This window comes from Streptosporangium subroseum (assembly GCF_900188345.1).
GTDB lineage: Bacteria > Actinomycetota > Actinomycetes > Streptosporangiales > Streptosporangiaceae > Streptosporangium > Streptosporangium subroseum.
Genome location: NZ_FZOD01000022.1, coordinates 41,946 through 56,403 on the forward strand (window position 1 = coordinate 41,946; position 14,458 = coordinate 56,403).

Annotated in this window: 9 protein-coding genes; 5 read left to right on the forward strand and 4 right to left on the reverse strand. The window is 70.2% G+C overall.

Annotated features, from left to right (window positions below; all coding sequences use genetic code 11):
- The first annotated feature begins 287 nt into the window (after positions 1-287).
- Positions 288-2,030 carry a glycerol-3-phosphate dehydrogenase gene (gene glpD / locus CHC08_RS22410; RefSeq protein ID WP_089209308.1) on the forward strand — a complete coding sequence of 581 codons (1,743 nt, stop codon included), beginning with the start codon at positions 288-290 and terminating at the stop codon, positions 2,028-2,030.
- A gap of 187 nt (positions 2,031-2,217) precedes the next feature.
- On the opposite strand, the gene CHC08_RS22415 is transcribed toward glpD, so the two are convergent.
- Both CHC08_RS22415 and CHC08_RS22420 read right to left on the reverse strand, forming a co-directional pair.
- Entirely contained in the window at positions 2,218-5,154 is a 2,937-nt protein-coding gene (locus CHC08_RS22415) for a M36 family metallopeptidase (RefSeq protein ID WP_245878473.1), read from the reverse strand.
- A 257-nt stretch (positions 5,155-5,411) separates the two neighbouring features.
- Positions 5,412-6,617, reverse strand: coding sequence for an MFS transporter (locus CHC08_RS22420; protein WP_089209310.1), 1,206 nt, complete (start codon positions 6,615-6,617; stop codon positions 5,412-5,414).
- Between the two features lie 72 nt (positions 6,618-6,689).
- Here CHC08_RS22420 and CHC08_RS22425 point away from each other — a divergent pair, with 72 nt between their 5' ends.
- Positions 6,690-7,661, forward strand: a complete 972-nt coding sequence (locus tag CHC08_RS22425) for a GlxA family transcriptional regulator (RefSeq protein WP_089209311.1) — start codon at positions 6,690-6,692, stop codon at positions 7,659-7,661.
- A gap of 159 nt (positions 7,662-7,820) precedes the next feature.
- Here the strand turns inward: CHC08_RS22425 and CHC08_RS22430 are convergent, their stop codons facing one another.
- Positions 7,821-10,016 carry a beta-propeller domain-containing protein gene (locus CHC08_RS22430; protein ID WP_089209312.1) on the reverse strand — a complete coding sequence of 732 codons (2,196 nt, stop codon included), beginning with the start codon at positions 10,014-10,016 and terminating at the stop codon, positions 7,821-7,823.
- Between the two features lie 286 nt (positions 10,017-10,302).
- On the opposite strand from CHC08_RS22430, the gene CHC08_RS22435 reads away from it, so the two are divergent.
- Complete coding sequence (locus tag CHC08_RS22435; RefSeq protein WP_089209313.1) at positions 10,303-11,868, forward strand: succinic semialdehyde dehydrogenase; 1,566 nt, start codon at positions 10,303-10,305, stop codon at positions 11,866-11,868.
- Here CHC08_RS22435 and CHC08_RS22440 read toward each other — a convergent pair.
- On the reverse strand, positions 11,802-12,203 hold the full coding sequence (locus CHC08_RS22440; protein WP_143653310.1) for a hypothetical protein: 402 nt from the start codon (positions 12,201-12,203) through the stop codon (positions 11,802-11,804). The genes CHC08_RS22435 and CHC08_RS22440 overlap by 67 nt on opposite strands.
- A gap of 155 nt (positions 12,204-12,358) precedes the next feature.
- Here CHC08_RS22440 and CHC08_RS22445 point away from each other — a divergent pair, with 155 nt between their 5' ends.
- Positions 12,359-13,747 carry a pyridoxal phosphate-dependent decarboxylase family protein gene (locus tag CHC08_RS22445; RefSeq protein WP_089209315.1) on the forward strand — a complete coding sequence of 463 codons (1,389 nt, stop codon included), beginning with the start codon at positions 12,359-12,361 and terminating at the stop codon, positions 13,745-13,747.
- A gap of 220 nt (positions 13,748-13,967) precedes the next feature.
- Positions 13,968-14,458, forward strand: a 491-nt coding sequence (locus CHC08_RS22450) for a hypothetical protein (protein WP_179282158.1), incomplete at its 3' end; no start/stop codon positions are given.

Below are 14,458 nucleotides of genomic sequence, written 5' to 3' on the forward strand. Positions count from 1 at the left end.
AGCGCGGGTACCGTCCCCCGGTTCATCAAAACGTTCAAGGATGTGTCCCGCGGCCTCGCCGTGGCCGATCCTCGGCGCTCGATCTTCGAGCGGTCGGCCCCGGTCCGGTGGGGTTTTTCCGCCGCGGGCGACAAGAATTGACGGAAAGGCCCTCCGCTGTCCACCGGCGTGTCGCCCGGATCCTGCCCGGCGTTCGCTACTGGTCAGTAGTGATGCTTATGGTTGGTGGGTAGATATATGGCGCAAGATGACGTAACACGACAAGCCGGACTCCAGGGGGATGCAGCATGACGGCGCGAATGGGCACCGCACGGCTCGGTCCTGCCGAACGGACCGCCGCACTGAACCAGATGGCCGCCGAAGAGCTGGACGTCGTGGTGATCGGCGGCGGGGTCGTCGGCGCGGGGGTCGCACTGGACGCGGCGACCCGCGGGTTAAGCGTCGGACTGCTGGAGGCACGCGACTTCGCCTCCGGCACCTCGTCCAGGTCCTCCAAACTCATCCACGGCGGGCTGCGTTACCTGGAGCAGCTCAACTTCGACCTGGTGAGAGAGGCGCTCCAGGAACGGGCACTGCTGCTCCAGCGCATCGCCCCGCACCTGGTCCGGCCGGTGCCGTTCCTGATGCCGCTCACGCACGTCGGCTGGGAACGGCCGTACATCGGGGCAGGCCTGGTGATGTACGACATGCTGGGCTTCTCCTTCGGGTTCACCCGGGGCGTTCCCGGGCACCGGCACCTGTCACGCAAGAGGGCGTTGCGGATCGCGCCCTCGCTGCGGCGGACGGCGTTCACCGGTGCGGTGCAGTACTGGGACGCCCAGGTCGACGACGCCCGCTACGTGGTGACCATGCTGCGGACCGCCGCGACCTACGGGGCCAACATCGCCTCGCGGGCGCAGGTGGTGGGCTTCCTGCGCGAGGGGGAGCGGGTCACCGGCGTCCGGGTGCGCGACCTGGAGGCCGGGCGTGAGCTGGACGTACGGGCCCGGCAGGTGGTCAACGCCACCGGGGTGTGGACCGACGACATCCAGGCGATGGTCGGCGGCCGGGGACAGATCCACGTACGCGCCTCCAAGGGCGTCCACCTGGTGGTGCCGCGCGACCGGATCCACTCGCTGACCGGGATCATCCTGCGCACCGAGAAGTCGGTGCTGTTCGTGATCCCCTGGGGCCGTCACTGGATCATCGGGACCACCGACACCGAGTGGGAGCTGGACCGGGCACACCCGGCGGCCTCCCGCTCCGACATCGACTACGTGCTCGACCACGTGAACGCGGTGCTCTCGGTGCCGCTGACCCGCGAGGACGTCGAGGGCGTCTACGCCGGGCTGCGCCCGCTGCTGTCCGGGGAGTCGGAGGAGACCTCCAAGCTCTCCCGCGAGCACGTGGTGGCCCATCCGGTGCCGGGGCTGGTCATGGTGGCCGGAGGGAAGTACACGACGTATCGGGTCATGGCCAAGGACGCCGTGGACGCGGTGGCGCACGGCCTGGACCAGCGGGTCCCGCCCTCGTGCACCGACCGGGTCCCGCTGTCCGGGGCGGAGGGGTATCAGGCGCTGTGGAACTCCCGGCAGCGGCTGGCCCAGTCCTCGGGGCTGCACGTGGCCAGGATCGAGCACCTGCTCCAGCGGTACGGGTCGATGATCGACGAGATCCTGGCGTTGATCGAGCAGGACCCGTCGCTCGGCAAGCCGCTGACCGGCGCGGACGACTACCTCAGGGCGGAGGTCGTCTACGCGGCCAGCAACGAGGGCGCCCGACACGTGAACGACGTGCTGACCCGGCGCACGCGCATCTCGATCGAGACCTTCCACCGGGGGCTGGACGTGGTCGAGGAGGTCGCCGAGCTGCTCGCCGGGCCGCTGGGATGGGACAACGAGCAGGTCAAGAGCGAGGTGAAGTACTACACGAAGCGCGTCGAGGCCGAGCGGCTCTCCCAGGAGCAGGACACCGACCAGGAGGCCGACGCGATCCGCCTCGGCGCCCCCGAGATCGTGCCGGTGGCGGGCCCCGACCCGAAACCCGTGTAGCCGGGCGCGGACCCCGTATGGGCCCCCGGGCCTTGAGCGGGGCCCGGGGCGGTCCCGGGTGATCCGGGCCCCGGCCCAGGTTCGGGCACCGGGCGGATACGGCTCCCGCCGTGAAGGCGGGAGCCGCAGGGGGAATCAGACGCCGTGGGCACGGCTCCCGCCATGTCGGCGGGAGCCGTACGAGGACCTAGCGGGTGAAGGCCTGGAACTCGGCGGCGCGCAGGTGGTCCCTGGCGGGGCTGGCGGTGGAGCAGTCGGTGGCGGAGTTGGGGTCGTTGTCCTGCTCACCGGCGTAGAGCGGGTTGCCGGTGCACTGGGTGGAGACGGCCCGCAGGGTCAGGTGGGTCGCCTTGGTGGTCGGGATCTTGAAGGAGTCGATGAGCAGGTCGGCGCCGCGAGGACGCGGCAGGCTGGTCTGGAAGGCGTCAGAGGGGCTGGTGTAGACCCGCTTGTAGGAGGCGGGGGACGCGCAGTCCTTCTTGGTGGCGTCGCAGGCCAGGACCTCGAAGGCGCGCAGGGCGCTGAAGCGGTTCTGCGTGCCGGGGTCGGCCGGATCGTTGATGCTGGGCCGGAGCATGGCGCTGACCTGGACCCTGCGGACCTCGACGGGCTTGGTCCCGGCCAGGTCGACGGTGACGGACTTGCCCTGGACCGGACCGGTGAGTGAGGCCCAGTTCGTCGCCTCGGTCTCGTCGATCAGCTGAGCCTGGTTGACGCCGTCACCCGTCGCCGTCGCACCCAGTGCGGCGGAGGCGTGGTTCTTCGCCAGGGGCAGGAGCAGCGGCAGCTTCAGGCCGGGCAGCACCACACCCTTTACCCGAGTGTGTCCGAACCCGTTGCCCACGACCACGAAGTCGTAGGAGCCGGGGGTCATCTCCACGGTGTCGTCGAGCTCGGTCGCCGGGTCGGTGTCGGCCACCGGCACGACGCGACCCTCGTAGTCGCCGACATAGAGCTTGAGCGCCGCGTCCTTGGCGTCCAGCAGCGGCTTGAGCTGCAGGCTGCCGTTCTTGCCCTTGGGGTCGACGAAGCTGGGGGTCGGGTCGGGGTCGTTGCCCCCCACGCTCGCCGCGCCCTCGCCGAGACCGTGCTCGGCGAACGCCCGCCACATGATCGCCTGGTTCGCGCCGCCGAAGCGGATGGCGTCCGCCGCGAGCAGCGCGTCGCGGTGGTCGACGTAGCTGACCGCGCCGGAGGCCATCAGCAGCAGGGCGTCGAAGGAGACCTGCGCCCAGCGGCGGTTTCCGGGGCACTGGGCCACCGGGGTCTGGCCGTCGGCGCACGCCTTCTGCTTGGCGGGGCTGCCCTCGCCGTACCGCTGGATGAAGGCCTTGCGCACGTCGAACTGGGTGGCGGACCAGATCTCGCCGTCCGCGTGCACCTGCGTGCCGACGATGTCGTAGGAGATGTCGCTGTAGTTCAGCGGGGACTTGGACATGTCGTAGTTGCGGATGCCCGCCTTCTTGTCGCCGGTGACGTAGCCGCCGGTGACGTAGGGGGTGTCGCCCGCGGGGCGGAAGCCGTACTCGTAGAGCTGTTCCATGGCGAACAGGTCGGAGGTGCTCTCGTTCATGGCACCGGCCTGGGCGCCGCTCCATCCGGCGTTCGGGCCGCCGATCATACGACCGGAGATCGCGTGGGTGTACTCATGCCCGATCACCGACATGTCGTAGTCGCCGTCCACGCACGGGGCGTAGAACGAACCCGCGATCGGCTGCCAGAGATACATGTTGGTGATCGGCGCGACCCCGTCGGGACCGGTGATCTGGTTGGCGTTGTCGCGCACGCTGAGCACCCGGGCGCCCGCCTGGGCGTTGCCGCGCTCGGGGTCGCCGCCGAGGCCGCCCCGGCCGCCGTTGTCGGTCTGCATGTTCCAGGCGGTCTCGGTGAAGCCGAGCCGGTAGGACCAGTCGTGCATCCGGTTGTGCATGGCGTGCAGGTTCGCCATCGCGGCTTCAAGATCGGCCTCACCCGGCTGGTCGAACGTGGCCGGGTCGCACTTGGCCGTGTACCACTTGTTGGTCCAGGGGTAGGCGTAGTTCCGGCTCGGCGTGATCACGTTGCTGCGGGTGCCGACGCTGTTGGAGCTGCCGCTGGCCCGGTTCTCGACGGTCCTGGTGGCGTTGCTGATGCTGGTGTTCGTCGGCTCGCCCGTGACGTGGTCCACGTCCCAGGCCTTGCCCGTGCCGGGGTCGCCGCCGACCACGTAGTCGCAGCGGGCGCCGGACGTGTAGCACCACGTCTGGCGGGTGTCCACGGAGGAGTAGTTGGCCGGCGGGTTGGCCGGGAAGGCCTCCCAGCTCGGGCCGACCGGGGCGTTGCCGTGGCCGTGATCACGGTCCTGGTCGTAATCGTGGTCCACGAGGTTCTCGCGGGTCATGATCTCGCCGCTGACCGCGTCCACGTGGGTGGTGTAGCCGGCTGCCTCGCTCTCCGCACCGCCGATCAGGACGACCTGGAAGGCGTTGTGGATCCCGTCCGGTGCGGGCACCGCGACGGGGGTGGCCTGCTTGGTGCGCGCCGTGGCCAGGTCGATCCCGCCGTCCCTGGCCGCGATCTCCAGCGCCTGCTGCTCGGTGATGCCCGCGGCGGGGGGCGCCTCGGTCGAACGCGACAGGGTCGAGGTGACGTGGACGATCGTGCCGTCCTTCACGCCGACCACGACCTGCCCGTCGATGCCGGCCGGCAGGCCGCCGAACTTCTGCCTGAGCAGTACGGCGTAACCGTCCCCGATGGGGTTGACCGCGATCTTCTCCAGCCCGTCCACGGCTTCGCCGGAGAGGCCGAAGAGAGTCTCGTTCGCCTTGATGTAGGCCCGCGCGGCCTGTTCGGGGTCGGCGCCCAGGCCCTCGGCGAGTGGCGCGGAGTCGGTGATGACGGCCGGGGTGCCGAGGGTGTTCCACCGGATCGTCGCGGTGCTCGCGGATCTGGACAGCGAGACCGGGGGTGCGACGCTGCCCTGCCGGTTGTCCAGGTCCGGCTTGGCGCTCTGCTCGGCCTGGAAATCGTGGATCTTGGGGGACTGCCCGCCGGGTTCACCGTTGGCGATACCCGGAAGGGGAAGGGCGAGCGCCGCGGTCGCGGCTGCGATGACGGTGATGCGTAACCAGGGTTTGGTCGACACCGATCCTCCTGCGTAGATCTGGCCGTCGTCGGCCATGCCACCTGTGGATCACAGGTGGTGCGCAAGAAGTAACATCGATCAAGAGTTCTGACAAGATCTTGTAAAGGATGATATGTCGGTGTAATAGGAGCTCCGATAGTGATCGCCGAAAATCCCATGAAGTTCGGGATCTTCGCTGGTGGAGGGTGATCCCGAGGTCGGGGAACAGTCGTGGCCGGGGAGTTCTCTGCCCGCGTCCGGTCGCAGACGATGACCGGCTACGTCGGCAAGCCGGCCGAGACCGGGATCGACCGGCCTCCGGTCTCCTGAGGGTCCCGGCCCAGCCGCCTGACCGGCTTGATCAACAGCAGTGCCGCCACCACGCCGACCGTCACCAGGGCCGACCCCAGCATGAAGGTGCGCGGTTCGACCAGCGCGGTGACCGGACCGGCCAGCGCCTGCCCGACCGCCATGCCCGCGACCGACCCGGCCACCTGGTAGGCGTTGACCCGGTTCACCACGTCCGGCGCGACCTGCGTCTGCACGCTGGTCGACCACATCACCGACCAGAACGCCAACGCGCACCCCCCGAGCAGGTGCCCGGCCATCAGCAGCGGCAGCGGCAGCCCGAGCGCGACCGTCAGCGGCACCGCCACGTACCCGCTCAGGGCCATCGCCCCGGCCGCCAGCGGCCTGCGCGGCCTGAGCCTGATCGCCACCAGCCCGCCCAGCACGGTGCCGAGGCCGAGCGCCGCCATCACCCAGCCGTAGTCGGCCCCGATGACCTGCGACGACAGCGGCACGTACGGCCCGATCACCAGAACGCCCCAGAACACCCAGACCAGGATGACCGACCACATCCAGCTCCTGGCCCTGAACTCCTCCCAGCCCCTGCGCAGGTCGCTCCACATGTCGGAGGGCTCCGGCCTGGGCACGGTGACCCGGACCAGCAGCAGGCACACTCCGCTGACCAGGAACGTCGCGGCGTCCACCGTGTAGACGACGACCGGCCCGGCGACGACGATGAGGACTCCGGCCAGCGCGGGACCCGCCAGATGGGTGACCGCCTCGGCGATCTTCAGCGTCGCGTTGGCCCGCTGCGGATCTTTGGCGACCAGGGAGACCATGCCGTTGACGCCCGGTTCGAACATCCCGGCGGCCGTGCCCGACAAGAACGCCGTCACCAGCAACAGGGCGTACGGCGGAGCACCGTCCAGGAAGGCGACGGCCACGACCCCCTGGGTGACGACCCTGACCACGTCCGCGCCGATCATCAAGCGCCGGGCGCCGATCCGGTCGGCGACGACCCCGCCGAACAACATGACCAGCACGGCCGACGCGGTCCAGAGCGCGAGCACGTAGCCGACGCCCGCGATCCCATAAACTTTCCCGATCGCCAGCGCCGAGGCGACGGGCATCATCGCGTCGCCGAGCAGCGAGATCGTGCGGGCCCCGAAGTAGAGGGTGAAGCTCCTTGTCCACATGAGCCTTAATTCTGGATTTTTCTAGATCAGGGCACCGGTGTCCCAAATGACATCATTGGGTACATTTGCGCCATGCCTCTGGATTGCCCGGAAAAGCCCCGGACGCCTCCGGGCCCGCATCGCGTGGTCGCCCTGGTCGCCCCGAACCAGGAGCTCTACCCGGTCACCTCCGCCTCGGCCGTCTTCGGCTACCACGGCCCCGACATCCCCCGGCACTACAGCTTCAGCCTGTGCGCCGAACACCCCGGCTCCCTCCCCACCACCGTCGGCGTCCCCATCCAGGTGGACAGCGGCCTCGAAGCCATCGACGACGCCGACACCGTGGTCATCGCGGGCTGGACCCTCGCCCCCTCGCCCGCCGTGCTCCACGCGGTGTCCCAAGCCCATGCCCGAGGCGCCCGCATCGTGGCCGTCTGCGCCGGAATCTTCATCCCCGCCGCCCTGGGCCTCCTGGACGGCCGCCGCGCCTCCGTCCACTGGGAACTCTCCGGCGAACTCGCCGCCCGCCATCCCCGCGTCATCCCCGACCACACCGTCATCTACGTCGATCACGGCGACGTCGCCACCGCCGGAGCCTCGGCCGCCACCCTCGACCTCTGCCTTCACCAGGTCCTCCAGGAGCATGGCGCGGCCCACGCCATGCGCATCGGCCGCCAGCTCGCCGCCGGTCCGCACCGCGAGGGCTGCCAGCGCCAGTACCCTCCCCTCCCCACCACCGGCCCCATGCCGGACTCCCTGGCCCCCCTGCTCGAATGGCTCCTCTCACGCCTACCCGACCCGATCACCGTCGAGGACATGGCCGCCCGCTCGGGCGTCTCCCCCCGCACCCTCACCCGCCAGTTCGCCGACCAGCTCGGCGTCCCACCCGCCCGCTGGCTGCTGGAACGCCGCCTGGCCGCCACCCGCGCCCTGCTGGAGGAGACCGACCTGCCCGTCGAGACCATCGCCACCCGCGTCGGCCTCTCCTCGGCGGTCAACCTCCGCCGCCGCTTCTACACCGCCCTGCGCACCACCCCGGCCGTTTACCGCCGTTCCTTCCGCTGAAGGTCTCGGGCGGTTCCGCCGCGATCACGACCAGGGGCAGCCGTATCCGATCGTGACCGGGCCGGGAACGGACCCTGTTCGATCAGGCCGGGACCGGCCGTACTCGATCGTGACCGGGCCGGCAGCGGACCCTGCCCGATCAGGCAGGAAGCGGGGCGGTCAGGAGAAGGGGATCCAGGCCTGGTCGGCGAGGCCGTTCATGTCGCTGACCTTCAGGCCCAGATCGGAGACCGTCCAGAGGCTGTCGCCGATGACGATCGAGCGGCGGATGCCCGGATCGTAGGTGACGAAGTCGGCGCCGGGCGCGGGCTTGGGCTTGGGGTGGACGACGGTGCCGGTCCTGGTGACGGCGGAGTCGTCGATCTTGAGGACCAGGGCCGCGCCGTTGGTCTGCTCGGCGCCGGTCCAGGTGCTCAACGGCAGGACGGCCATGCCCGTCTTGGCCCAGTAGAGGAAGGCGTGCGGATCCCACTCGGCCTCGGAGCCGGAGTCCTTCTGGAACATCTGCGACAGGCGGCGCGGGTTGGCCGGGTCGCTGACGTCGAACAGCGAGACCTGGGTGCCGAGGGTGCGGCCCTTCTCGCTCGCCTCTTGGCCGACGCCGATCAGCCGTCCCTCGCCCGCCGGGTGCAGGTACGCCGAGTAGCCGGTGATCTTCAGCTCGCCGGTCTTCCTCGGCGCGGCCGGGTCGCGCAGGTCGAGCGTGTAGAGCGGGTCGACCTGCCTGAACGTCACCACGTAGCCGACGGGGCCGATGAAGCGGACGGAGTAGATCCGCTCGCCGGCGCCCAGGCCGCCGACCTCGCCGACCTTGCCCAGGGTGTCGGCCTTGAGCACGTAGACGGCACTGGAACTGCTCTGCCCGGCGGTCGAGGTGGTGGCGACCCGCAGATACCCCTCGTGCTCCGACAGGGAGTACTGGTTGAGCAGGCGGCCCGGCACCTTGCCCGAGGCGACGTAGCGGGGCGCGCCGGGCGCGGTGATGTCGAACCGGTGAACCTCGGTCTCCTCCGGCGGCTCGACCGGCGTTTTCGGGGGCACGGGAGTCGGCGGGGCCTTCGTGAGGGTGGGGACGGACGGGGGAGTCGGCTCGGAGGCCGGGGGCACCGCCGGGGTTTGCGCGAGGGCGGGGGCGGGCGTGGGATTCACGGGGACCGGCGGCTCCGACGGCGTCGACTCGGACTGTGGCGCCGCCGGCGCGGCCGGGGTCGCCTTCGGGAGCTCCGTCGCGGTCGCCGTCTCGGTGGGCGCCGGTGGCGCGGAGTCGTCGATGATCGGTGGGTTGATCGGCCGGGGCCACCACCAGCGCGGGTTGCTGGTCACGTACAGGCTGCCGCCGGTGCCGTAGACCGTGTCACCGTCGGCCGCCACGCCGATCGGCGCGGTCTCGGCGATCTCGGTGACCCCCGGTGACAGGTCCAGGCTGTGCACGGTCAGCATCGACGTCCCGGTGTACTCGGCGGGATGGCTGATCTGCTCGCACCCGACCGATTTCTTCGAGGTCGTGCCGTCCGCGGCGGTCACCTCGAACGTCGGCAGCCACGCCTCGATCGGCGTCTTGGCCACGACGTCCATGTTGCGCCGGGTGCGCTCGTTCTCGGAGAGGTCGGGCCCGGCGTCGGGGAAGTTGATCTCGGGCTGGCTGCGGACCACGATCCGCACCGTCGAGCCGACCATCCTGGCGTCCACGTGGGCGCCGTTCGGGGTGAGCGAGCCGATCACCTTCGGCGCGCCGGACAGGTCGACGAGAACGTAACGGGGCCCGGAACTCGCGGGCCGCTTGGCCATCGCGCCGAACGGGATGATCCCGCCACCGGAGAACAGCACCAGCGCCCGGTCCCCGCTGATCAACAGGTCGGCCGGGGCCCAGGCCTGCTCGGTGTCCACAAGCCTGAGCGTGCCGGTGACCTTCCTGGTCGCGGCGTCCACCACCCGCAGCACGCCGCGGTTCACGGTGATCACCCGGTTGCCGTCGGTCTTCACCAGGTCCGGCTCGTCCACCCCGGCCTCGTGCACGTTCGTGGTCGAGTGCTCGGGCGCGCCCGACGCGCCCTTGGCCGCGGTGGCGTCCGAGCGCATGGCAGGACGCGCGTCCGCATACAACATGGTCATTGGGCCGCCGATGCCCCAGGGGCCGACGTTCTTCGCCGTCTCCGTCCGCAACCCGGCCAGCATGTCGTCACAACCGCTGTAGGAGACCAGTTTGATATTGCCCAGATCGACCGGCGTCGTACGGCTCGCGCCGGTCCTCGCCTCTGCCGACGGGCCGGTCCTCGGCTCTGTCGAACTGCACGCCGTGGCGAGCAGGGCGGCGGCGAGGGTGACGGCGCCGGCCGTACGGATCGATGTCCTCATGCCCCTACGACGGATCGAGCGGGCCCTCGGTTCAACCCGCCGAGGGACGCTTCCCCACCGGCCCTCGCCTTCGGTCCGCGGCGCCGAGGGGTGGTTTCACACCGGTTCTCGCCTCCAACCCGTAACTTCTCGCCTTCGGCCCGCGGCGCCGAGGGCCGGTCTTCCCCCTCGATTCGCAGCGCTGAGGGGGAGGCTTCACGTCGGCCCTCGCCTCCGGTCCGCCACCCGGAACACCGGTCGCCGTTCCGGGTAGCCAGAGATTGTCCCGCGCGATTACTCTGCGGTCATGGCTGTCACTCTTGGAGCAACGCGGACCCTCGACCCGAACATGATCGAGCGCATCGTCCGGCAGGTCGTCTCCAGCGAGAAGACCCAGGAGATCGTCGCGCCGTTCACCGGCGAGCCCCTCGCCGAGCTGCCCGTCTCCACGGCCAAGGACGTCCAGGCCGCCTACGCCGTGGCCCGGGAGGCGCGCAAGGCCTGGGCCGCGCTGCCCGTGCGCGAACGGATCAAGCCCTTCCTCCAGCTGCACGACGCCATCCTCGACCGCCGCGAGGAGATCCTCGACCTGGTCCAGTGGGAGACCGGAAAGGCCCGCAGGCACGCCTTCGAGGAGGTCCTCGACGTCGCGGGCTGCACGCTCTACTACGTACGGCGGGCACCCGGCCTCCTGGAGCCCAGGTCGCGCGCGGGCGTCTTCCCCATCGCGACAAAAACGGCCGAGGTGCGCCGGCCCAAGGGGACCGTGGCCCTGATCTCCCCGTGGAACTACCCACTGTCGCTCGGCGTCACCGACGTCGTCCCGGCCCTGATCGCGGGCAACGCCGTGGTCCACAAGCCCGACACCCAGACCGCCCTGTCCACGCTGTGGACGATCGACCTGCTGGTCTCCCTCGGGATGCCCCGCGAGATCTGGCAGGTCGTCCTCGGCGACCCCGCCGAGATCGGTGACGCGCTGATCGAGGACGCCGACTACGTGGCGTTCACCGGCTCCACCCGCGGCGGCCGGAAGATCGCCGAAGCGGCGGCCAAGCGGCTGATCGGCTGCTCGCTGGAGCTCGGCGGCAAGAACCCGATGATCGTCCTCGACGACGCGGACCTGGACGTGGCGGCCCAGGGCGCGCTGCGCGCCTGCTTCACCAACGCCGGGCAGCTGTGCCTGTCCATCGAGCGGCTCTACGTCCACGACGCCGTGTACGACGCGTTCGTGGAGAAGTTCGTCCGCCAGACACGGAACATGAAGCTCGGCTCCGGGCTCGACTGGAACGTGCAGATGGGCTCCCTGACCTCCCGGCGCCAGCTCGACGCGGTCAGCGCCCACGTGGACGACGCCGTCGCGAAGGGGGCCGAGGTCCTCACCGGCGGAAAGGCCCGCCCCGACATCGGCCCGCTGTTCTACGAGCCCACCATCCTGGCCGGCGTGGACGAGAGCATGGACCTGTGCCGCGCCGAGACCTTCGGCCCGGTCGTCGCGATCTATCGGTTCGCCGGTGAGGACGAGGCGGTCGAGAGGGCCAACGACACCGACTACGGCCTCAACGCCTCCATCTGGACCCGGGACCTGTCCCGCGGACGCGCGCTCGCCTCCCGGATCAACGCCGGAACCGTCAACGTCAACGAGGGGTACGGCTCGGCCTACGCCTCCTACGACGCGCCCATGGGCGGGATGAAATCCTCGGGGCTCGGCCGGCGCCACGGGACCGAGGGCCTGCTGAAGTACACCGAGGTGCAGACCATCTCCAGCCAGGCCTCCTGGCTGGGCTTCGAGCCGATCCTCGGCATGGGCTACGACAAGTACGCCGACACCCTCGCAGGCCTCCTCAAGATCATGAAACAGCTCCACCTGAAGTAAAGCCCTGGCAGAGCCTCGGGAGCCGGGGACGGTATGCGCGTCGGCGAGGTCTGGTCGTCGTCGGCATCACCCAGCCGATCACCGCTCCCGCCGAGCGTCACGAGATCCTCGCTCACTCCGGTGACCTCGACTCCCGCGGCCCGGCCCTGGGCGATCGCCGAGGCGATCGCCTCCACCGCAGTGGATGCCTCGCGGTCGAACGCGGCGACTCCGGGCCCGCCCGTGACGGGATCGAGCGACACCGTGGCATCGTCCCATCCCGCTTCGTACAGGGCGTCGATCGTCTCTTCGCCGCTCGGGGCTGTGAAGTGTAGTTCGAAGCTGTAGACGCTCATGAGGCCCACTCTCCCTCCGGTAGATCGTCTTCTGGCCTGTGCGGACGCTGGTCGGCGAGGCGAGTGGAGCTGACTTTACTTTGCGTAACTCGTTGACCAGAGGGCGTTCGCCGGCGTTGGCGGTTCGTCATGGGGGCGACCAGTATCTCCGTGTGATGTGGAACATTGAGGAGTTCGTACGCGCAGCCGGTGTGACCGTCGACGAGCTGGCCGCCTACGTGGACGAGAGCCAGCGGGGTCTGCCTCCCGTCATCGGTCGCAGGCCCCCGCGCGAGCTGGCCGAGCGGCTCGGGCTCGCGCGGTGGATGCGAGAGGGAGGGATGACCCCGGAGGGCTACGGGGAGTTCCTGCGCGCCTATCTCGCCGAGGGCACCAGGCTGCACCACCCGGCTTATCTGGCCCACCAGATCGCCTCGCCCGACTTTCCCGCCGCCCTCGCCGACTTCGTCCACGGCGCGGCCAACAACCCGATGGCGATCTACGAGATGGGCGCCTCGGCGGCGACGGTCGAGTTCGAGGTCCTGCGCTGGATGCTCGGCAAGGTCGGGTACGGCGAGGCGGGCGGCGGCGTGCTCACCCACGGGGGGTCGCTGGCCAACCTCACCGCCCTGCTGGCCGCGCGGGCGGCCGCCGCACCGGACGCGTGGACCGACGGGGTCCCCGGCGACCTCGCCCTGCTCGCGCCGGAGTCGGCGCACTACTCGCTCACCCGCGCCGCCGCGATCCTCGGCCTGGGGGAGCGCGCGGTCATGCCGCTGGACGTGGACGGGCTGGGCAGGATCGACGTCGCGAGGCTGCCCGACGCCCTGGACCGCGTGCGCCGGGCGGGACGGCGGCCGATGGCCCTGGTGGCGAACGCCGGCTCGACCGGGACCGGGCTCTACGACGACCTGCGCGGGATCGGCGGGTTCTGCGCGGACAACGGCGTCTGGTTCCACGTGGACGGCGCTCACGGAGCCTCGGCGCTGCTGTCGGAGGAGCATCGGCACCTGCTCGAAGGGATCGAGCTCGCCGACTCGCTGATCTGGGACGCGCACAAGATGCTGCGGACCTCCAGCCTGGTGGCGGCGGTCCTGACCAGGCGCGAGGGGGACCTGGACGCGGCCTTCCGGCAGCGGGCGAGCTACCTGTTCTACGGCGACCAGGGTTTCGACCTGATCGGCAGGACCGTGGAGTGCAGCAAGGCCGAACTGGGCCTGAAGATCTTCCTCAACCTGGCCTGGCGGGGCGAGCGGGGCCTGGGCGACCACGTCGCGCGGCAGTACGCCACCGCGCACCGCTTCTGGGAGCTGGCTCGCGAGCGACCCGGTTTCGAATGCCCGTACGAGCCGGAGAGCAACATCGTCTGCTTCCGGTACGGCACCGGCGACCAAGCCGGGATCCGCGAGCGCCTGATGGAGGACGGCGCGTTCCCACTGACCTCCACCGAGATCGGCGGCATCCGCCATCTGCGGGTCACCGTCATGGCTCCGGCCACGGACGACAAGACGCTGGAGGCCCTCCTCGACCGGATCGCGGACCGTGAACGCCCGGCCGGCGAGTGACGATCAACGGCCCTCCCATCGCCCGGACCAAGATTGTCTGGTTTATGCCTATATATGTTTTTTGATCCCTTTCTAGGGTATGTAGCCGCCGATTCAAGAGCGAGACATTCTCCGGCGTTTTCGGGCGTGGCGAATGCCGACGCTTCCGCCCCGCACGGCCGATCGGCCGTAGCCGGGTGGTCGGCCTCAGGGCTGGGTGCTCGGGTGAGGAGTGATGATCGTGAACAGCAAAGCGCAGCTAGCCCTGGCGGTCGCCGCGGGCTACGCCCTCGGCCGACGCCAGAAGCTGAAGTTGGCTCTCGCGCTGGCGATGGCCGGGGCGACGGGCCGGATGGGAACCAGCCAGCGCAAGCTGCTGCAGCAGGGAATCAAGACGCTCAGCTCTTCTCCGGAGTTGGAGAAGATCACTGCCGGCGTTCGCGACGGCCTGCTGGAGGCCGGGAAGGCCGCGGCCGTGGCGGCGGCGAGCAAGCAGATCAACTCGCTGAGCACCAGGCTCTCCGACCGGGCCGAGTCGCTGCGGAACCCCAGCCGGTCCGATGACGACGCCGACGACGCCGACGACGCCGAAGAGGCGGAAGGCGGGCGGGCGAACGGCAAGGCCAAGCCTCAGAAGGCGGCGAGCAAGTCTCGCAGCGCGGAACGGCCCAAGAGCACGAAGAAGTCCACCGCCTCCGATGACGACGAGGAGCCGTTGGACGACGAGGAGGA